The sequence below is a fragment of the Brevundimonas pishanensis genome (genome assembly GCF_022750635.1).
GTDB lineage: Bacteria > Pseudomonadota > Alphaproteobacteria > Caulobacterales > Caulobacteraceae > Brevundimonas > Brevundimonas pishanensis.
The window spans coordinates 128,656-147,914 of record NZ_JAJKBG010000001.1; the positions used below are offsets into that span (position 1 = coordinate 128,656).

A 19,259-nucleotide genomic window follows, 5' to 3' on the forward strand; every position below is an offset into this window, starting at 1 on the left:
ACAGGAGGGGGCCAAACGCCTCTTAGCCGCCGCCTATGATACTAACCTGCCCCGCCTGCGCCACCAGCTATTTTGTGCCCGATAACGCCATCGGTGCGTCTGGACGTCGCGTCCGCTGCAAATCGTGCGGTAATGACTGGCGCGCAACCAACGAGGATGCCCCGCTAGACCTCGGCGAGGTCGCTGCGGCCACGTCTCCCGGACTGGGCAAGGCCGACGATACAGTGCAGGTTGAGGAGGAACAGATTCCCCCTCCCCTGCCGCAAGCCTTCCGCGCGCGCGCAGAGCAGAAACGCCGCACCCAACAAGCCATCCGGCAGGGCCTGGCCTGGGGCCTGACTGTTGTACTGGTGCTGCTGGGTCTTCTGGTCGCCTATCTGTGGCGCGACAGCGTGGTCGCCCGCGTGCCCAAACTGGCCAGCGCCTATAGCGCATTCGGGATCGAGACGAATCCCTTCGGTCTGGAGTTCGAGGCGGTCTCGACCGGTTTTGCCCGCAATGATGTGAGCCAGATTTACGTCTCGGGAGCGTTACGCAACATCCGCGACCGCGAGATTATGCCGCCTGCCATTCGTGTGGGGATTCTGGATGCAAAGGGTGTCGAGATCGGCCACCGCATCATCAATCTGGACACAGCACCGGTGTTGCCCGGCGGTGTTCAGGGCTTTGCCGTCGTCTTGCCCAACGCCGACGGGCGGTTCGCCGAGGCCGCTTTGAGCTTTGTTCTTTCCGAAGCCACGCCCCAGCCCAAACCCGCTGGCACTTCCTCTGACGCGCCCGCGCAAGCCCCTGCTGTCGTTGAGCCACAGCCGGCGGCGAAAGCTGCGCCCGCAGCCGCTCCAGCGCCGGCAGCACCGCCGGCCAAGTCCGAGCCCAAACCCAGCGCCGGGCAAAGCCAATCCGATGACGGCCTTCGCCGCATAAGCGAACTTGCCCCCCACACTATTGGTCGAACTGATCTCGACATGCAGCAGCGGGTCGGGGTATCGGCAGGTCATGGCTGACACTCCCCCGAACACGCCGACCGTCCTTCTGGCCCAGAGCGAGATCGACCGTATCAATGCCGAACTGGCTCGTCGGATCGCTCCGGTGATTGATGACGACACGGTCGCCGCTGTGTTGCTGACCGGCGGCCTGTGGTTCGGATCGGACCTGACCCGCGCCCTGTACCGCGAAGGCCGCAACGTGAAGTTCGACGCAGTTTGGATGTCGTCCTACGGTGATGAGAAGCAAAGCCGTGGCAAGGTCACGGTACGCGCGCCCTTCCAGCGCTCAATGGAGGGCAAGACCGTCCTTTTGATCGACGACGTTCTGGACAGCGGCCTTTCGTTGATCGAAGCCATCCGGATCACCAAGGAAGCCGGAGCCGCCCGCGTCCTGACCTGTGTCTTTGCCCGCAAGCCTTGCGAGCATGAGCGGATTGAGCCTGACTTCGTGGGTTGGGAAGCCCCTGCCCGCTTCCTCGTCGGATACGGCCTTGATCACCAAGGCGGCATGCGCGGCCTGCCTGACATCTGCGCTCTGGACTGATCCACTAAAAAAGCCTCCGTATACGACGGAGGCTTTTTCGTATTTAGAGCCAGTCGGCGATGGGCTCTCTGGCGAAGATCTCGTCATAGGTCGGGCGCGGTTTGATGACGGCCCATTTGTCGCCATCAACCAAGACCTCAGCCGCCATCGGACGGGTGTTGTACTCGCTGCCCATCACTGCGCCATAGGCACCGGCCGACATGAACACCACCAAATCGCCCGCCTTGAGCGGAGCCAGTTCGCGGTCTCGGGCAAAGGTGTCACCTGTCTCGCAAACCGGACCGACGATGTCGTGGGGCAGTCCCTCGCCCTTAACGGGACGGACCGGCTTCACATCATGGAACGCGTCATAGAGCGCCGGACGCATCAGATCATTCATCGCCGCATCCAGCACGAGGAAGCGACGTCCATCGGTGCGCTCGTTTACGTGAACCACGCGGCTCAGCAAAATGCCTGCATTGGCCGCCATCAGGCGTCCCGGCTCGAACGCCGCTTCGACATTCAGGCCATCCAGAACACGCGCCACCATGGCGATATATTCTGACGGCGGCGGGGTGTCGGTTTCCCCGTAGTACGGCACACCCAGACCACCGCCCAGATCGAGGCGGGTCACAGTATGGCCCTGCGAGCGCAGCGTCTCGGTCATACTGCGCAGGACTTTGAAGGCCGCTTCCATCGGGGTCATGTCGGTGATCTGGCTACCGATATGGCAGGCCAGACCGACCGGATTAACGTGGTCCGATGCCGAAGCGACAGCATAGAGGTCGAGCGCTTCCTCGACAGGAACGCCGAACTTGTCGCCCGCGCCGCCCGTGGTGATCTTGGCGTGACCGCCTGCACCGATCTTTGGGTTCACGCGAATAGCGATATCAGGCTTGGCCCCCATTGACGCCGCCACCGAGATCAGGCGCTGAAGCTCCGTCGAGCTTTCCACGTTGATCTGTCGAACGCCTTCGCGCATGGCGAATGCCAATTCGCTGTCGGTCTTGCCGACGCCCGAGAAAATGATTTTGGCCGCGGGAATACCGGCTTTGAGCGCGCGGCGGATTTCCCCCTCCGACACCGTATCGGCACCGCATCCCAAACGCGCCAGCGTTGCCAGCACAGAAAGGTTGGAGTTGGCCTTGACCGCAAATGCGATCAGCGCCTCGCCCAGCGCGCCCGTGTGGGCATCGCATGCCTCACGCAGCAGGCCGTAGTGGCGGCGCAGTGTTCCGGCCGAATAGACATAGGTGGGCGTGCCCACCTGCTCGGCGACAGTCTCCAGATTGACGCCCTCCGCATGGAGGACGCCATCCTTCAGTTCGAAATAATGCATGCCGCCCCCTCAGGTGGCTGGAAGTCAGTACTGCGGGCGACGGCCCGTCGGATCGGCCGGACCACCGTCAATCGGGTTCTGGCTGTTGGGGCTCAGAACCGTAGCGGGTTCGCGGTTGCGTTCTGTCCAGCGCGAGTTGGTCGTCGGACGCGCACCGGGTGCCTCCAGATCGGCCATCTTGCCACAAGCCGAAACGGTCATAGCGGCCAATGCCGCCGCGGCGAGGATCAGGGATTTCTTCACAGGCGCGTTCTCCAGTCGGCGATACGGGCGCGGACCTGATCCGGTGCCGTGCCACCATACGACTGGCGGCTGGCACACGAGGCCTGCGGGGTCAGGACAGCATAGACGCCATCGTGAATGCGGTCATCCAGCGACTTCAGTTCTTCAATCGGCAGTTGGCCAAGATCGAGACCCAGTTGCTCGGCGCGCTTCACGGCGGCACCGGTCACGTGGTGGGCCTGACGGAACGGCAGGTTCAGCTCACGCACCAGCCAGTCGGCCAGATCGGTCGCAGTCGAGAAGCCGGCACCGGCAGCAGCGGCCATCTTCTCGGTGTTCGGACGGAAGGCCGAAATCATGGCCGTCATCGACGACAGGGCCAGGTTCAGGGCGTCAAACGCCTCAAACACCGGTGGCTTGTCTTCCTGCATGTCCTTCGAATAGGCCAGCGGCAGGCCCTTCATGACGGTCGTCAGGGCAATGAAGGCACCGTTGATGCGACCGGTCTTGGCGCGAACTAGTTCGGCCGCGTCCGGATTGCGCTTTTGGGGCATGATCGACGAACCGGTCGTCAGATCGTCCGGCAGGGTGATGAAGCCGAACATTGGCGTCATCCAGACCACGATCTCTTCAGCCAGACGCGACAGGTGACCACCGGCAATCGACGCAGCAGCAAGGCATTCAAGTGCAAAGTCACGGTCCGAAACGGCATCCAGCGAGTTGGCCATCGGACGGTCAAAGCCCAGAGCCTCAGCCGTCGCATGACGGTCGATCGGGAACGGCGAGCCAGCCAGAGCGGCCGCGCCCAGCGGGTTCTCGTTCATGCGGGTGCGGGCGTCCGAGAAGCGCGAGGCGTCGCGGCCGAACATCTCGACATAGGCCATCAGGTGGTGGCCCAGCGTCACCGGCTGTGCGGTTTGCAGGTGGGTGAAGCCCGGCATCAGGTCGCCGGAGTGCTGCTCGGCACGATCCAGCAGCGCACGTTGCAGGTCTTTCAGTTGCTCGACGGTGCGGTCTGCGGCATCGCGGACCCACAGGCGGAAATCGGTCGCCACCTGATCGTTGCGCGAACGGGCGGTGTGCAGACGGCCCGACGGCTCGCCGATCAGCTCGCTCAGGCGCGCTTCCACGTTCATGTGGATGTCTTCATAGGCGTCGCGGAACGGGAAGGTGCCGTCCTTCATCTCGCCTTCGATCACATCCAGACCGCCGAGGATGGCGTCGGCGTCGGCCTGCTGGATGATGCCCTGTTTGGCTAGCATGCGGCAATGTGCGCGCGAGCCTGCGAGGTCCTGCGCCCACAAACGTTTGTCAACGCCGATGGAGACGTTAATAGCCTGCATGATGTCGGCAGGTTTGGCGCTAAAGCGGCCACCCCACATCGACTGGCTTTGTGGCTTGGCGGAAGACGTATCGGACATGAGCGGCTCTAAACGGACAAAGGCGATCGGATTTTTGATCGGGGCCGTGATCCTCGGGATCGCGGGCGCAGGGCTGCTATACGTCAAAGGGGACGGCCGGATCAAAGGTTCTGATGCAGGCTCGACGAATGTTTCGTCACTACAGGCCTATGCGACGGGCGGACTGTCCAAGATGATCCTGCCCGATCCCGCCCCAGCACCCGATCTGCCGTTCCAGAACGCGGCGGGTGAAGCGCTCCAGTTCAGCGACTTCAAGGGCAAGGTCACGGTCGTGAACCTGTGGGCCACGTGGTGTGCGCCGTGCAAGATCGAGATGCCAACGCTAGCGGCCTTGGCCAAGCGGTACGAGGGAAGCGACGATGTGGCGGTTGCGGTTATCAGCATGGATACGGACCGCGCTCAGGAGGCAGCCAAGGCGTTCATCGCCGAGCATGCCCCACTGGCATATTACGCCGATCCCAAATTCCGCATGGCCTTCGAGTTTCCGGGCAAGGGAGCAATGCCGCAGACGATCATCCTTGATCGTGAAGGGCGCGTTCGCGCCGTCATGATCGGCGAGGCCGACTGGACCGGGCCGGAAGCCGTCGCCCTGATCGAGGCCCTGATCAAGGAATAGTGCGTAAAGAATAAGGGCCGCTCTTTCGAGCGGCCCCCGGATGCCTTGGCATCAAACCCGTTGGACTTAGTTGCCTTCGAGCTTAGCGCGGGCGTCGGCTGCAGCCTGTTCGGTCGTGGCAGCAGCAGCAACGGCACCATCCTTGATGGTTTCACCGGCCTTGTCGGCGGCAGCAGCGGTCGAAGCGGCAGCGTCCGAAGCCGCAGCCTTGGTGGCGTCGGCAGCGCTGTCAGCAGCGGTTGCAGCGGCGTCGCCAGCGTGTTCGGCAGCGGCAGCAGCGTCAGCAGCAGCGGCGTTTGCGTCGGCAGCGGCCTTGTCTTGTTCAGGTTGGGTGCAAGCAGCAGCGCCAAGAGCCAGAACGGCAGCAGCGGCGATGGAAAGCGAACGAATACGCATGGGATCAATCCCCCTTCGAAGAGGCCGCCTAATGCGGTCCGAGGGTGATAACGTTCTCGTGATAGTCCGGTTGCAAAATCGTGATCGAATTTCAGAACAGCTCGCCTTGGGGCGGCGGAGCCTTGGTCTCGCGCGGCTTATTCGCGCCCGCACGCGGGGCTTGAACAGCAACCAGCGTACCTGCCGGTGGCGGTAACAGGACGTCTTTGGAAGGCGCGCGGTCGAATAGCCAGTCCGACCAACACGCAGCCAGCAACGGCAGGACGCCGCGGGTGTGGAACGGCGCGACATCGGCTCCGGGCTCTGCGGTAAGCAATGAGAAGCGGACGTGGTCTCCGGTGGCCCTCCAAAGCGCAGCGAGCATCAGCAAGCTTTCGTCCGGCGCATACAATCGCCAGCGGGTTTTTGGTGTGGCTTCGCCTGTAAACTCGTAGAAGCCGGACACCGGCACGAGCGCTCGCCCGCTGGCTTCCTTATTGGTGAAGTGACGGCCTTCGGTGCGGAAGTTGATTACGGGCCACGCCTTTTTGCCATCGGCGCGGGTCGGGGCATCGAACCCGAAACCGCCCATCAGTGCTTCGGCCTGCTCGCCCTCACCCGCCCTTACCAACACCGACGGGTTGGTGGGGCGTACCTCGTCTCGCGGTTCCAGATTGGGGATACCGCCGCGAAAGACGAGGCCAATCCCCGTCTCGGAAAAGGTCTCGACCAATTGGGTCACGGAGAATTTGGCTTCGTAGGAGGCGCACATGCTGATCGTCCCTTCACAGCCACCATCCGGTGAAAATGCGAGCCGTTCAAGCGCCGGACGGAACGGCACCCGCCAACAAAAATGCGTGCCGACTTCATCCGTCTACGGACACGCTTCGTAGATAGCTCAGTTGGCGAGATGCCGACACTTCCGGGCGAGGCTGGCGGGACGTCGGCTGCTTCGTCAGGGGCGACAGCGACCATGGGGTGTGCCGGTGCGCGCCATGGTCCTGCGCATCCAACCCCTGTCTTCTCAGCTCTTTTCAGGATCATCGTATGTTCAAGACGTTTTTGATCACATCGGTCGCGACCCTCGCGGTTGCCGGTAGCGTGCAGGCACAGACGGCTCCCGGCCGCTGGTCGGTGAGCCTCGAGGCAGGTGCCGAGTTCCCCGTCGACGGAGACGTACATGGCGGCGCGACCGCTCGCGTGCCGGATCTGGGGCCGCTCAATCCGGCTCTGGCGGGGGTCGATGCCGAGCTTCGCATCCAGCCTCGCAGCTTTGATGACATCTATGGCGAGGGCATGAGCATCGGTGCCCAGTTCGCCTATGAGATGATGGAGAACGGCGAAGCGTTCGGCACCGTCCGCTATATGAAGGCCGACGAGGGCCGCGTTCAGGTCGGTGGCGCATTCGTGCCTGCCCTCAACGCTACTTTGCCGGTCTATGGCATTTTCAGCGATTATGAATCTTGGGCCATCGAGGCAGGCTATCGCCAGTATTTCGGCAACGGCCCGCTGAAGCCTTATGTGGCCGGCCGTCTGGGGGCGGTCTTCACCGACAAGATCAGCGCCACTTTCGAAATCCCTGACGGCGGCATCACCATCGCCGATGCGCCGTTCTATGACAGCTCCACCAGCTTCACAGCAGGACTGGATGTGGGCGTGTCCTACGCCGTCAGCGACATGGTCACGCTGCAGGCTGAAACCGGTATCCGCCACATCACCAAGCTGGAAGACGACGACAGCGCGATTGGCGGTCTTGGGCTCGCGTCGATCAACAATGTGGGCGAACGCACGTACATGCCTTTGACGGTACGTGCCCGGTTCGCGTTCTAGGTCCGGCGCTGAAAGGTCGCTGCGGGAGCAACCCCGAACCCGCAGCGGCCCTAAGCAAGATGTGCCGCAGGAAGGTCCTCTCTCTGTCCTTTGGCACAACCGGACTTAGGGCGTGGCGAACGACCGGCCCGCCCCTTGTTGTTTCCGTGAGGCGGAGGTGCGCTCAATGCGCGCCTCCGCTCTTTTTATACGGATGCACCGATAGCCGCCCAGCGCGAACGCGGGCGGTGACGGGAAGGCTGGGCGAGGCACCGGAACGACGTCCGGAAAAAAGATAGGTTTACCGTTTCGACGAAGTCAGATGCCTCGCGCGGAAGTTATTCACGAGCTTGGGGCAGGCACCGTTGTTGGCGGTTACCCCCAGCGCCCGTGGCGGGCAGTTCTAGCCGACGACCAGAACTGGAACGGTCCGGGTATCCACCCCGACCCTTGCCGGAACCTCTTCGTCCGAGTGCAGCGCATCGACAGGCTCCACCGGCGTCATGCGTGTATATGACCCCCGCTCTTCTCGCTCCCGCCGCCGCATCGGATCGCCGGCCGAGCGAGCCCTCCCCTGCGACGGGACGCGGGGATTATGCGGGAGGGTTTAGGTAGGGCGAGTTGATTGAAGAAGATGCGCTAGCTGACGACGACTAGGCAGATTACCAAGAACCATATGCTCTCCACCCTTAATGCTAAAAATAACTTTTGACGATTTAGTTAAAAGCATTATTAAAACAAGGTCTTAAGCAATCTATCTACACCAGAGATTAGATCATCTACCTCCTCAATAGTCGGTTCTCGTTCTTTATTATGATCACATAAGTTGCGGAGATCACCCAATCGCGTGATTCCGCGCCAGATCGGAATATCGATCACTTCAGCTGATTTTAAGCTGTCATTGAAATCCGCAATTGTCAGATTCTTCTTTGCAATTTTCACGTCGTGATTAGAGCAAACTTGCGCCAAGTGACGCTCCAGCACGACACCCGCCATTGCGCCAGCCGCTCGCGCGAACTTTTGTTTTAGTAGGTGCCGTGCAGCGGAGATTTCGGAATCAAATAAGTCCGCTTGCACGAGTTGCTTGATATCGAAAAGGCTCGAATCGAAGCGTCGTTTCGTCGCCGCCACGATATTTATCATCTGCTCAAATTGAGGCATCGCTGCAGATGGATCAACTTTCACGTCACCGTAACCGGTCGTAACCTTCAATCCTTGGAGATAATCCTCCATGACGTAATTACCAAAACCTATATCTTTACGACTCTTAGGTTTTTCGTGCAGTCGAACAAAATCATTTAAACGATCAGGCAATAACTGCCTTATGAGTGCTTTGCTCTCAGAATACCAAGATTCGTATTTAATCTTGAAGCTAGGTAGTTTTTCAAGAACTTCTCCGCTTCTTCACCTCCAAGCTGATCTCTTACCTGAGCGTCAAAAACATCTTCACCGATTACTTTACGGTGCATTGCATAAGAAAGCTGATTTCCTAACTCGATTAGTGAATCAAGGTCTGCTCGATAGCGATCTAGATTGGATTTCATCGTAGCCCTCGTTATTGATGAGTCGGGTGGCAGAGTTTGAGGTAAAGCTGGTGTAGAGGGTGCCGTTTCGTCCGCTGGCCATGATGTAGGTGGCGATATAAGGGCGGCGCGGGTCCATATGGTGACGCTATCTAGCATTTCGACGTTCGTCATCCTCCGACTTGATCGGAGGATCCAGAGGAACAGTCACGCCATATGAAAGCGGTGTATGGATCCCCCGATCTTCGCTTCGTCGGAGTATGACGAGCGTGAGAAACAAACGAAAAGGGCGGCTCAATGAGCCGCCCTTTCGCCTTAGTGGACTTGGGGTTTGCCGATTTGGAGGCCGTTCTCGCCTGCGGAGACGTGGACCACCGAGCCGTCGTTGAACTCTCCGGCGAGGAGTTTGCGGGCCATGGGGTCGACCAGTTGTTTCTGGATGACGCGTTTCAGCGGGCGGGCGCCGTAGACGGGGTCGTAGCCCTTGTCGGCGAACCAGTTGAGGGCGCTGTCGTCCAGAGCCAGCGTTAGGCGGCGCTCGTTCATGAGGGCTTCGAGACGCTTGAGCTGGATGCGGACGATGCCGCCCATCTGTTCGCGGCCGAGGCGTTTGAACAGGATGATCTCGTCGATCCGGTTCAGGAACTCGGGGCGGAAGTGGGCGCGGACCTGGTCCATCACCATCGGGCGCACGGCCTCGACATCATCGCCCTCGCCCTGATTGGCGAGGAACTCCGACCCCATGTTGGAGGTCATGATGATGAGGGTGTTTTTGAAGTCGATGGTGCGGCCCTGACCGTCGGTCAGGCGACCGTCGTCCAGCACCTGCAACAGGATGTTGAAGACGTCTGGGTGGGCCTTTTCGACCTCGTCAAACAGGATGACCTGATAGGGGCGACGGCGCACGGCCTCGGTCAGAGCGCCGCCCTCGTCGTATCCAACATAGCCCGGAGGGGCACCGATCAGGCGGCTGACCGAGTGTTTCTCCATGTATTCGGACATGTCGATGCGGGTGATGGCGCTGTCGTCGTCGAACAGGAACTCGGCCAGAGCCTTGGTCAGCTCGGTCTTGCCCACGCCCGTGGGCCCGAGGAAGAGGAAGGAGCCGATGGGCTTGTTCGGGTCGTTCAGGCCCGCACGCGCACGGCGCACGGCGTCGGACACGGCGGCCAGCGCGTCATCCTGACCGACGACGCGGTTACGTAGCGCATCCTCCATCACCAGCAGTTTTTCGCGCTCGCCTTCCAGCATCTTGTCGACGGGGACGCCGGTCCAGCGGGAGACGACGGCGGCGATTTGCTCGGCATCGACCACTTCGGCAGCGAGGGCCGAGGCCTTTTGCTCTTCGTTGGCTTGGGCCTCTTCGAGCTGGCGTTCCAGTTGCGGGATCTGGCCGTAGGCGATTTCGGACGCGCGGGCGAGATCACCCGAACGCTGGGCGTTGGTCAGTTCAAGACGCAGGCGGTCCAGCGTCTCGCGCAGTTGGGCGGACTGCCCGACCTTGTCCTTGGCGGCCTTCCACGCGGTGGTCATGTCCTCGGACTGAGCTTCCAGATCAGCGATTTCGTCCTCGAGCTTTTCAAGGCGCAGGCGCGAGGCGTCGTCGTCTTCTTTCTTTAGGGCTTCGCGTTCGATCTTGAGCTGGACGAGGCGGCGGTCGATTTCGTCCAGAGCCTCGGGCTTGGAGTCCACGGCCATGCGCACGCGGGAGGCAGCTTCGTCCACGAGGTCGATGGCCTTGTCCGGCAAGAATCGGTCGGTGATGTAGCGGTTCGACAGGGTCGCTGCGGCCACGATGGCGCTGTCGGAGATACGGACGCCGTGGTGGACTTCGTACTTCTCCTTCAGGCCCCGCAGGATGGAGACAGTGTCTTCGACCGTCGGCTCCTCGACCATGACCGGCTGGAAGCGACGGGCCAGAGCGGCGTCTTTTTCAACGTGCTTGCGGTATTCATCCAGCGTGGTCGCGCCGACGCAGTGCAGTTCGCCGCGGGCAAGGGCGGGCTTGAGCAGGTTGGACGCATCCATTGCGCCGTCGCCCTTACCGGCACCGACCAGCGTGTGCATTTCGTCGATGAAGAGGATGATGCCGCCTTCGGCTGCGGCGACCTCGTTGAGGACAGCTTTCAGGCGTTCCTCGAACTCGCCACGGTATTTGGCACCGGCGATCAGGCTGCCCATGTCCAGCGACAGAACCTTTTTGTCACGCAGGCTCTCGGGCACGTCGCCGTTAACGATGCGTAGCGCCAAGCCTTCGACAATGGCGGTCTTACCCACGCCCGGTTCACCGATCAGGACGGGGTTGTTCTTGGTGCGGCGGGCGAGGACCTGAATGGTACGGCGGATTTCTTCGTCGCGGCCGATGACCGGATCGATCTTGCCGTCAGCGGCGGCTAGCGTCAGATCGCGGGCATAGCGTTTCAGGGCGTCATAGCCGTCTTCGGCGCTGGCGCTGTCGGCGGTCTGGCCCTTGCGGATTTCGGTGATGGCGGCGTCCATCTTGGCGGGGGTTACGCCCACGGCCTTGAGCACATTGGCCGCTACGCCGCCTTCGTGGGCAAGGGCGGAGAGAAGGCGCTCGGTCGTGACGAAGGCGTCGCCTGCGGCCTTGGCGTCGTCCTCGGCCTTGGCAAAGACGCGGGCGGTGTCGCCGTCCATATAGAGCTGGCCGTTGCCGCCGGTGACCTGCGGGCGCTTCTTCAGCGCGGTCTCGATGTCGGCAATGGCGCGGTTGGCGTCACCGCCAGCCTTGGTGATCAGATTGCGGGCAAGGCCGTCGCGTTCTTCGAGCAGGACTTTGAGCAGGTGCTCGGGTGCGAACTGTTGGTGGCGGCGGGCGAGCGCCAGCGACTGGGCCGACTGGATAGCCTGTTTGGCGCGGTCGGAATATTGTTCAATGTTCATTCTGGGCATCCCCTGAGAGGCGGATTAGTGGGCCGCGCCCCGCATTTGCAGCGACGCGGCCCCGATGAGTCTCAGGTGGGAAACCCGCTGTTCTTGCGCAAGGGGATTTCCCTGCAAAAACAGTGGCGGTCGATCAGGTGCCGGTTGGACCCGTCGAGAAGTCAAACTGCTCGGGCTGGCGACGCGGGCTGGAACCCAGTTGCCAGCTCAGGCCGATGTAGAAGGCCCGCAGGTTGATGTGCTGGTCGCTGACCTCGCGGAAGGCCGGCGTGTCGTAACGGGTGGTGTTCTTGAAGCTGTTGAACAGGTCGCGTCCCGTGACGTTCAGCGACAGCTTGTCGTTCAGCTTGCGACGGTAGCCGAGGTTGACCATGCCGCCCGCTTCGCGCGTGCCCTGGGCCAGAAGGCTTTCGCCCTGCCAGAAGCCCGACACCTGGACGAAGTCCTTGTCCGTCGGCTGCCAGTTCAGGCTGAGGCGACCGCTGACCATGGTGCCTTCGCGGTCCTTGCCGCCGACGATACCCGCTGCGTCGATCTGTTGGTGGAAGACGTTGGCGCTGGCGTTGTAGCGCAGGGTCGAGTGCAGACGACCTGCTGCCGTCAGCTCAAGTCCCGTGTCGGTGCGGCCGCCGAGGTTTTCCGGACGGGTCAGGATAATGCCGTCTTCGATCTGGGTGGCGACGTCGGTGAAGGCCTTGTCGGTGTTCCGGTAGTAGAGCGTGGCCTGATAGAAGTTCTGGCCCTTGCGGACCTGCCACATACCTTCGAAGGCGTCGGTTTCCTGCGGACGCAGGTTCGGATTACCCGAGGTGCGGTGCAGCGGGCTCTGATACGAAACGAACGGGTTCAACTGGGTCAGTTGCGGACGCTGGATGCGGCGCGAATAGCTGGCACGCAGGGTCTGGGTTTCCGACAGTTGATACTGCAGGTGGCCGGTCGGATAGGCACGGAAATAGTCCTGCTCGGCCTTTTGCCCCCCGGTGATGTCGTTCATCTCCAGATCGGCCTGCTCAAGGCGCAGGCCCGCCTGCGCCGACAGCTTGTCGGTCAGGGCACGCTCGTAGGTACCGTAGAAGGCGTGGACGGTCTGGGTGCCTTCAAACTGGTTGCTCAGGCTGGGCACGAGTTCCAGTGCGTCCGGACGGGGGCCGCGCTTGAAGGTGGTGTCGAGTTCAGGAGCCAGATAGGTCAGTTCATAGCCAAGGCGCAGCTTCTCGCCTTCCGCCATCGGGCGGGTATAGGCGCTGGTGAAGCCGAGGATGTCGGTCGTGTTGTCCTGACCGTAGCGGTCGAAACGCACAGGAGCGACGGGCTGGGTAAAGCGGTTCTCAAGCAGGAACTGGGTATCGCTCTCATGCTGGTCAAAGCGCAGTTCGTTCGACCATTCGTGGCCGTCGTCGCTGAAGCGTTTGATCACGCGGGCCGTGGCACCCACGTTGGTCATTTCCATGCCGCCCTGATTGGCGACCTGATAGGCATCGGTCACCACCCCCGCGCCATCGCGGATTTCATAGAAGCCGACGTTTTGAGGATCGATGTCGAAGGCCATCAGGCGCACTTCGCCGCTGATCGTGGTGGTGTTGTCCAGCTTGTACTCTGCCGAACCGCGACCAAAGCCGCCGCGCTGGCTGGTGTTGGATTCCTGATAGACGCGGGTGGTGCTGGTCACGCGCCCTGCGCCGTCCAGCGTTTCACGCTCGGTCGGGAATTCGAAGTCATTCGCGTCGTAGCGATAGCTGAGGTCGCCCGACAGGGTCAGCTTGTCCATCTGGCGCGAACCGCTGATGCCCGCGTTCCAGCGCCCGTTGTCGCCGACATTGGCGCGGATCGAGCCGGTGGTCTGAACGCCCGGACGCGGAGCCGAGGGCTTAGTGATCAGGTTGATCACGCCGCCGCCGCCCTCTGGCGTATAGGCCGCCGAAGGGTTGGTCATGACCTCGATACGCGCATACTGGTCGGCAGGCAGTTGCAGGATAGCCTGGGCCCGGCCCTCACCGCTCAGGATACCGGAGGGGCGGCCATCAACCAGAATGGTGACGTTCGAGTTGCCGCGAAGCGAGACATTACCTTGCGGGTCGACGTCGACCGACGGAACATTGCGCAAGGCGTCAGCCAGCGCGCCGGTCGTGGCCTGTAGATCGTTGGTAAGGCTGTAGCTGACGGAGTCGATAGAGGTGCGGATTCCGTCATTGCGTGCGGCCACCACCACGTCCCCGACGCGGGCAGGCACTTCCTGATCGGCGGGCTTGGCTGCGACTTGCGGTGCAGCGGCCCGCTCCGGCTCCGTCTGGGCCCATGCGGATGAGGCCATCACAGAGAGCGCGGCACCGGTCAAAAGTGCGATCTTCAGTCGGGTCATGAATTATGTCCATGGAGCAGGTTAGTGCTCCCGATAGCCGTCACTTTATTCGTTTCCAAGTTAACATTAAGACATGTATCGAGCTCTTATATTACAGTATCGAAATGATTTAGGCATATTTGTGGTATTTGAAACAACCACTAGTATACAGTTAAAGCGATAGTTAATACTGAAATATCTAATTCCACAATCGCCGCGGGCTGCAAGGCGTATAGGCACAAGAATGGAACCTAAAACGATCTATTCTGTTGGGTTCCCTATGATTTCCTCAATGAATGTTCGCACCTTTTGCGGTGCAAGCGCGATCATACTTCTGTTGGCCGTGTTCACGATCGTGATGCCGCAGACCGCGTCAACAGTCTTCGCCCTGGCACAAAATTGGACCATCGAGAATTTCGGCTGGTTTTATGTCACCGCCGTCGTGGTGTTCTTCGTTCTGATGGTCTGTCTGGCCATCGGCCCCATGGGAAGGCTGAGACTGGGTCCGGACGATTCCGAACCCGATTTTCCGTTCATCTCGTGGGTGGCCATGTTGTTCGCGGCCGGCATGGGTATCGGCCTGATGTATTTCGGGGTTGCCGAGCCGGTCCAGCACTACATCACCCCGCCGGAGGCCGAGCCCGGCACCCTGTCCGCGGCTCGCGAAGCCATGGCGATCACCTATACCCACTGGGGCTTCCACGGCTGGGCCATCTATGGGCTGGTCGGCCTGGCGCTGGGATATTTCGCCCATCGCAAGGGATTGCCGCTGGCCATGCGGTCGGTATTTCACCCGCTGATCGGCGACCGGATCTACGGCCCGTGGGGCGATCTGATCGACATCTTCGCCATCTGCGGCACCCTGTTCGGTATCTCGACATCGCTAGGTCTGGGGGTCAGCCAGATTGTCGTCGGCCTCAACGTCCTGTTCGGGCTTCCCGCGACGCCTTGGATGCAGGTGCTGCTGATCGGCATCGTCGTGGGACTGGCCACGATTTCTGTCCTGTCGGGCGTCGGTAAGGGCGTGCGCCGCCTGTCCGAGCTTAATCTGGTCATCGCCGTCTGCCTGATGCTGTTCATCCTACTGGCCGGACCGACGCTGTTTCTAATCCGCGCCTACGTCCAAAATTTCGGCCTTTATCTGGATCACTTCGTCCTGCGCAGTTTCCAGCTCTATGCCTATGAGCCGCGGGCATGGCTGGCCGACTGGACCCTGTTCTACTGGGCGTGGTGGATTTCGTGGTCACCGTTTGTGGGCATGTTCATCGCCCGCATCTCGCGCGGTCGGACTGTGCGCCAGTTCATCATCAGCGTGCTGACCGTACCCACCGCCTTCACCTTCCTCTGGATGACCGTCTTCGGGAACTCGGCCATGGCACTGGATATGGGCGCGGCCCAGGGCGCGATTGCGGATGCGGTGCAGACCGATCTCTCGACAGCCTTGTTCAAATTCCTCGAATACTTCCCGCTGCCTATGGTGACTTCGGGCCTCGCCATCGCTCTAGTAATGGTGTTCTTCGTGACGTCGGCAGACTCCGGTGCGCTGATCCTGGCCAATCTATCGGCGCGCAGTACCGAGGACGATGATGCGCCAGGCTGGATGAGGGTCTATTGGGCTGTGCTGCTGGCGGTGGTTTCGGCAGCTTTGCTGGTTGCCGGGGGTCTGTCCGCTCTGCAAACAGCCACACTCATCGCCGCCCTGCCCTTCACCGTCATCCTGCTGCTGACGGGCGTCGGACTGGTGCGACAGATGAATGCGGACCTGACAGGTGAGGTCATCGAGCAGGCCGCCCCGCATCTGGGCGCACGCCTTCGCTACATCCTTGCCCCTGCCACGCGCGAGCAGATCGGTCGCCAGATCGACCGGACCGCCCGCCCCGCACTGGAAGAGCTACATCAGGCCTTGAGTACCGACGCCGAGATCGCGCGTCTGGAGACCGAGGGAGACACCGTCACCCTCTGGATCGACAACGAAAAGGGTCGCTCGTTCCACTATTCCACCAGTCCCCACTCGCGGCCGCGTCCGGCGTTGACCGCCGCCGATGCCAAAGAGAATCGTCGTGCGATCGAGTGGCGAATGATGGCCAGCAGCAGTGACGGCAAGCGCCCGCGCGACATCACCGGTTTTACCCGAGAACAGGTGGTGTCCGATGTGCTGGAACATCTGCATCGCTGGCGGGCAGCATTGTAGCGGCTGGTTATGGCGCGACGGCGAGAAGGACGTTAGCGTGCGGGCAGGTTCATACCGGAGTTGCCATGACCCTTCGCCTTTCCCGTCGCGCCGCCTTGCTGAGCGGCGGCGCTGTCGCCCTTGGTTCGCAATCCGCCTTTGCCCGCACGGCGGCCAATGACGATCCGTCTCTGGCTGACGCCGTTGATGCCTATGTGAAGCGCTGTCTGGCCGCGTGGCCTGACCAACCCGCCGTGGGCGTGGCGCTGGTCAAGGACGGTGAAACCCTCCTCGCCAAGAGCTATGGGACGCGCATCAGGGGCGGTAATGCTCCGGCAGACGAGACCACCCTGTTCGCCATCGCCTCCAATTCCAAGAATGTCACCGCCGCCTGCCTTGGTATGTTGGCGGACGAAGGCAAGGTGAAGTGGGACGAGCCGGTCAAGACCTATATCCCCGAGTTCACTCTGTCCGATCCGGTGATCGCCGAGCGCATTACCGTTCGCGATACCCTGTCGCATCGTGCAGGGTTCGGCCTCGGGGCCGGTGATCTTCTGTTCTGGCCCAATAGCGACCGCACGCGCGCCGATGTGCTGCGTCAGGCGGCCTTTGTGCCGATCGAGGACGGGTTCCGCGCCAACTATCATTACTGCAACCTGATGTTTGTAGTCGCCGGTGCCATCATCGAGCGCGTGTCGGGTAAGACGTGGGAGGACTTTGTCCAGACCCGCGTGTTCAACCCACTGGGCATGACCGACAGTGTGCCGTTGGCGCGTCTGGCCGATCCAGCCAAGTCCGCCCTGCCGCATGGCCGCGTGGGCCCGCCGCTGCGCTATCAGGGTGAGATGACCCAGATCGCACAGTCGATTGCCGAGGTCTGGAACTGGGACAATGCTGCTGCGGCCGGTGGTATTTGCGCCAGCCCGCGCGACTGGGCCAAATGGATGGCCTTGCGCTTGAACAACGGGGCCCTGCCCGACGGCACCCGTCTGTTCTCCGAGGCCGTGGCTCGCGAGATGTATAAGCCGAACATCCTCGTCTCGAACTCCGAAGGGCCGACGGCGGCCCTGCCGAACCGCGCCATAGCCTCGACCTATGCCATGGGCCTGCAGGTTCAGGACTATCGCGGCGAGCGGGTCGCCACTCATGGCGGCGGCTCGCCGGGCGGTATCTCGTCGACCGTACTGATCACGGCGCGCAAGATCGGCATTTCGATCTTCACCAATGCCGAGGAAAGCGCGCTTCTGCGGGCGCTCCGCTCGGGCCTGACCGATATCGCCATGGGCAAGGTCGACATCGACTGGATCGCCGATTCCAAGCGGATCGAGGCCGAGGGCATCGAAAAATCCCTCAAGGCTGCCGTTGAAATCGACGCCAAACAGGCAGCCGGTGCGAAGCCTTCACTAGCGCTGGACGCCTACGGGGGGACGTGGCGTGATCCGTGGTACGGCGACATCGTCATTGCGCCCAAGACCGAGGGCCGTGGCCGTAACCGCAAGTCGGGCCTATGGGTCAGCTTCACCCATACCCCGGCACTGAAGGGCTGGTTGGAGCCTTACGATGGCGAGACCTTCCGCACACGCTTTCCTGACAAGCGCGAGGAAGATGCCTTCTTCACCTTCGAGATCGAGAACGGCCGGCCCGTCCGCGCCACGCTCAAAGGCGTGTCGCCGGATATCGACTTCTCCTACGACTATCAAAACTTGCGCCTGACGAAAGTGAACTGATCATGATGACCGGCCTAGCCCTTTTGGCGACACTCGTACTCGGTAGCGCGTCAGTTCAGGAGGGCCAGCCGGCTGTGCCTGCATCGTGCCAACAGCCGATGGACAGGATCGACTTTCGCGCGTGCGCGAATGACGCATCGGTGGGATCGGCGGCTCGCAGCTGGGCTTTGATCAACCTAGGGACCAGAGCCTTCCTCACTGGTGACATGGCGGCCGCCGTGAGCTTCTACGACGAGGCCCGTCCTACCGACGGGAACCAGATCTATTCCGACCCGCTATTCCACGCGTTCCGAGGTGCGTCCTATGATCACGTCGGCCGTACCGAAGAGGGACTGAGCGACGCCCGCACCAGCTGGGAGATACTCAGTGGAGCCCGCGTCGTGGATCCCAACTACCCTCCCCCGACCAACGACGAATACCGCAGCCTCGTGTTGATGGTGATCCTGCCGATACTCAAGGCAGCAAACGATCCTGCATTCGAGCCCGGGTTCGCGGCGTACAAGAGCATTCCGGCCAATGACACCGATGCCTTGATGAAGCGGGCATCACTGTTGGAAAAGGTCGGGGACTTCGCCGGAGCTCTGGCCGCCAGTGAGCAGGTTTTGAAGCAGCTGCCCGACGATCCGGCGGTCCAGAACAATCACTGCTACACGCTGGTTCGGGCCGGGCGTGCGTCAGAGGGTCTGCCCTACTGCGAAAAGGCGGTGGCCAGCCTGCCCGAAATCGCGCCGATCCGACACAGCTATGCGTCCGCTCTGGCACAGCTTGGTCGTTGCGACGAAGCCGAACGCCAAATGGCCGAGGCCCGACGACTTGATCCCGCAGGCACGCTCTATCGACAAGCTCTGACTTGCGGGGCGGCGGCGAACTAAATCACTGGGCCGATGCGCGGCGTCCTGCTTCGAGGATGGGCATACCGGCTTCGGTCGGAATGTAGATGACCTGACGGTCGCCCTTGCCAGCGGTCTCTTGCAGCATGTTGATGTAGGACCAGCGCAGATAGTTTTCCGGCCCGCCCAGCGACTGGGCCATGATGCGGTTGGCTTCGTTCGTGCCCTTGGCCCGTTCGATTTCGGCCTGCGCCGTCAGCTTTGCGGAATCGAGCGCAGCTTGGGCTTCAAGCACGCGGATGCGGCGGTTCTGCACGGCCTCTTCGTAGGCGGCGCGGCCCTGCATCTGTTTGGAATAGACGTTGTAGCTCGGCAGCCCCACCAGCACGATGGCCAGCGCGGCGATCACGAGAATGATCACACCGAAAGTTAAACCGGGCGAACGCATGGCTAAATTCCTAAATCAAGTGTGGGCC

The 19,259-nt window shown here is 61.7% G+C and carries 17 protein-coding genes; 7 read left to right on the forward strand and 10 right to left on the reverse strand.

Translation table 11 applies throughout. The annotated features are described in order from the left end of the window. The first annotated feature begins 35 nt into the window (after positions 1-35). Together LOX95_RS00635 and LOX95_RS00640 are read left to right on the forward strand one after the other, a co-directional pair. On the forward strand, positions 36-1,004 hold the full coding sequence (locus tag LOX95_RS00635) for an MJ0042-type zinc finger domain-containing protein (protein ID WP_248286824.1): 969 nt from the start codon (positions 36-38) through the stop codon (positions 1,002-1,004). Next, positions 997-1,530 (forward strand): phosphoribosyltransferase, encoded by a 534-nt coding sequence (locus LOX95_RS00640; protein ID WP_242912358.1) that lies wholly within the window; start codon positions 997-999, stop codon positions 1,528-1,530. Before LOX95_RS00635 ends, LOX95_RS00640 begins: the two co-directional genes overlap by 8 nt. Before the next feature lie 43 nt (positions 1,531-1,573). Here the strand turns inward: LOX95_RS00640 and lysA are convergent, their stop codons facing one another. From lysA to argH, 3 genes are read right to left on the reverse strand one after another with little or no spacing between them, the layout of a single operon-like run. Further along, a complete protein-coding gene (lysA, locus tag LOX95_RS00645) occupies positions 1,574-2,848 on the reverse strand; it encodes a diaminopimelate decarboxylase (protein ID WP_242912359.1) in 1,275 nt (424 codons plus the stop codon). Positions 2,849-2,872: 24 nt separating this feature from the next. Then, on the reverse strand, positions 2,873-3,091 hold the full coding sequence (locus LOX95_RS00650; protein WP_242912360.1) for a hypothetical protein: 219 nt from the start codon (positions 3,089-3,091) through the stop codon (positions 2,873-2,875). Then, positions 3,088-4,452 (reverse strand): argininosuccinate lyase, encoded by a 1,365-nt coding sequence (argH, locus tag LOX95_RS00655; RefSeq protein ID WP_242913084.1) that lies wholly within the window; start codon positions 4,450-4,452, stop codon positions 3,088-3,090. Before argH ends, LOX95_RS00650 begins: the two co-directional genes overlap by 4 nt. A 37-nt stretch (positions 4,453-4,489) precedes the next feature. Between argH and LOX95_RS00660 the strand changes: the two genes are divergently transcribed. Further along, the gene (locus LOX95_RS00660) at positions 4,490-5,107 is read left to right on the forward strand and encodes a TlpA family protein disulfide reductase (RefSeq protein WP_242912361.1); all 618 of its coding nucleotides are present in this window, start codon (positions 4,490-4,492) and stop codon (positions 5,105-5,107) included. A gap of 66 nt (positions 5,108-5,173) precedes the next feature. Here LOX95_RS00660 and LOX95_RS00665 read toward each other — a convergent pair whose 3' ends face one another. Both LOX95_RS00665 and LOX95_RS00670 read right to left on the reverse strand, forming a co-directional pair. Next, positions 5,174-5,503, reverse strand: a complete 330-nt coding sequence (locus LOX95_RS00665) for a hypothetical protein (protein ID WP_242912362.1) — start codon at positions 5,501-5,503, stop codon at positions 5,174-5,176. Between the two features lie 91 nt (positions 5,504-5,594). Further along, positions 5,595-6,254, reverse strand: a complete 660-nt coding sequence (locus tag LOX95_RS00670) for an SOS response-associated peptidase family protein (RefSeq protein ID WP_242912363.1) — start codon at positions 6,252-6,254, stop codon at positions 5,595-5,597. A gap of 275 nt (positions 6,255-6,529) precedes the next feature. On the opposite strand from LOX95_RS00670, the gene LOX95_RS00675 reads away from it, so the two are divergent. Further along, positions 6,530-7,312 (forward strand): outer membrane beta-barrel protein, encoded by a 783-nt coding sequence (locus LOX95_RS00675; protein WP_242912364.1) that lies wholly within the window; start codon positions 6,530-6,532, stop codon positions 7,310-7,312. 711 nt (positions 7,313-8,023) lie between these two features. Here the strand turns inward: LOX95_RS00675 and LOX95_RS00680 are convergent. The 4 genes from LOX95_RS00680 to LOX95_RS00695 form a co-directional block, all read right to left on the reverse strand. Beyond that, entirely contained in the window at positions 8,024-8,605 is a 582-nt protein-coding gene (locus LOX95_RS00680) for a hypothetical protein (protein WP_242912365.1), read from the reverse strand. An 8-nt stretch (positions 8,606-8,613) separates the two neighbouring features. Further along, positions 8,614-8,835 carry a hypothetical protein gene (locus LOX95_RS00685; RefSeq protein WP_242912366.1) on the reverse strand — a complete coding sequence of 74 codons (222 nt, stop codon included), beginning with the start codon at positions 8,833-8,835 and terminating at the stop codon, positions 8,614-8,616. Positions 8,836-9,129: 294 nt separating this feature from the next. Beyond that, positions 9,130-11,718, reverse strand: a complete 2,589-nt coding sequence (clpB, locus tag LOX95_RS00690; protein WP_242912367.1) for an ATP-dependent chaperone ClpB — start codon at positions 11,716-11,718, stop codon at positions 9,130-9,132. Positions 11,719-11,851: 133 nt separating this feature from the next. Beyond that, positions 11,852-14,077, reverse strand: a complete 2,226-nt coding sequence (locus LOX95_RS00695; protein ID WP_242912368.1) for a TonB-dependent receptor domain-containing protein — start codon at positions 14,075-14,077, stop codon at positions 11,852-11,854. Positions 14,078-14,348: 271 nt separating this feature from the next. Between LOX95_RS00695 and LOX95_RS00700 the strand changes: the two genes are divergently transcribed. The 3 genes from LOX95_RS00700 (at position 14,349) to LOX95_RS00710 (ending at position 18,825) form a co-directional block, all read left to right on the forward strand. After that, on the forward strand, positions 14,349-16,247 hold the full coding sequence (locus LOX95_RS00700) for a BCCT family transporter (RefSeq protein ID WP_282452563.1): 1,899 nt from the start codon (positions 14,349-14,351) through the stop codon (positions 16,245-16,247). A gap of 65 nt (positions 16,248-16,312) precedes the next feature. Beyond that, a complete protein-coding gene (locus LOX95_RS00705; RefSeq protein WP_242912369.1) occupies positions 16,313-17,953 on the forward strand; it encodes a serine hydrolase in 1,641 nt (546 codons plus the stop codon). 206 nt (positions 17,954-18,159) lie between these two features. Further along, positions 18,160-18,825: a hypothetical protein gene (locus tag LOX95_RS00710; protein WP_242912370.1), complete on the forward strand. Its 666-nt coding sequence runs from the start codon at positions 18,160-18,162 to the stop codon at positions 18,823-18,825. A gap of 1 nt (position 18,826) precedes the next feature. On the opposite strand, the gene LOX95_RS00715 is transcribed toward LOX95_RS00710, so the two are convergent. Next, positions 18,827-19,231 carry an SPFH domain-containing protein gene (locus LOX95_RS00715; RefSeq protein ID WP_242912371.1) on the reverse strand — a complete coding sequence of 135 codons (405 nt, stop codon included), beginning with the start codon at positions 19,229-19,231 and terminating at the stop codon, positions 18,827-18,829. Positions 19,232-19,259 lie beyond the last annotated feature (28 nt).

What these genes read in the sequence shown, in the direction of transcription:
- LOX95_RS00715 (WP_242912371.1), bottom strand. Translation starts at nt 19,231, where the DNA reads ATGCGTTCGCCCGGTTTAACTTTCGGTGTGATCATTCTCGTGATCGCC.
- LOX95_RS00635 (WP_248286824.1), top strand. Translation starts at nt 36, where the DNA reads ATGATACTAACCTGCCCCGCCTGCGCCACCAGCTATTTTGTGCCCGAT.
- LOX95_RS00685 (WP_242912366.1), bottom strand. Translation starts at nt 8,835, where the DNA reads ATGAAATCCAATCTAGATCGCTATCGAGCAGACCTTGATTCACTAATC.
- clpB (WP_242912367.1), bottom strand. Translation starts at nt 11,718, where the DNA reads ATGAACATTGAACAATATTCCGACCGCGCCAAACAGGCTATCCAGTCG.
- LOX95_RS00695 (WP_242912368.1), bottom strand. Translation starts at nt 14,077, where the DNA reads ATGACCCGACTGAAGATCGCACTTTTGACCGGTGCCGCGCTCTCTGTG.
- LOX95_RS00705 (WP_242912369.1), top strand. Translation starts at nt 16,313, where the DNA reads ATGACCCTTCGCCTTTCCCGTCGCGCCGCCTTGCTGAGCGGCGGCGCT.
- LOX95_RS00710 (WP_242912370.1), top strand. Translation starts at nt 18,160, where the DNA reads ATGGCGGCCGCCGTGAGCTTCTACGACGAGGCCCGTCCTACCGACGGG.
- LOX95_RS00675 (WP_242912364.1), top strand. Translation starts at nt 6,530, where the DNA reads ATGTTCAAGACGTTTTTGATCACATCGGTCGCGACCCTCGCGGTTGCC.
- argH (WP_242913084.1), bottom strand. Translation starts at nt 4,452, where the DNA reads ATGTGGGGTGGCCGCTTTAGCGCCAAACCTGCCGACATCATGCAGGCT.
- LOX95_RS00700 (WP_282452563.1), top strand. Translation starts at nt 14,349, where the DNA reads ATGAATGTTCGCACCTTTTGCGGTGCAAGCGCGATCATACTTCTGTTG.
- LOX95_RS00660 (WP_242912361.1), top strand. Translation starts at nt 4,490, where the DNA reads ATGAGCGGCTCTAAACGGACAAAGGCGATCGGATTTTTGATCGGGGCC.
- lysA (WP_242912359.1), bottom strand. Translation starts at nt 2,848, where the DNA reads ATGCATTATTTCGAACTGAAGGATGGCGTCCTCCATGCGGAGGGCGTC.
- LOX95_RS00670 (WP_242912363.1), bottom strand. Translation starts at nt 6,254, where the DNA reads ATGTGCGCCTCCTACGAAGCCAAATTCTCCGTGACCCAATTGGTCGAG.
- LOX95_RS00640 (WP_242912358.1), top strand. Translation starts at nt 997, where the DNA reads ATGGCTGACACTCCCCCGAACACGCCGACCGTCCTTCTGGCCCAGAGC.
- LOX95_RS00665 (WP_242912362.1), bottom strand. Translation starts at nt 5,503, where the DNA reads ATGCGTATTCGTTCGCTTTCCATCGCCGCTGCTGCCGTTCTGGCTCTT.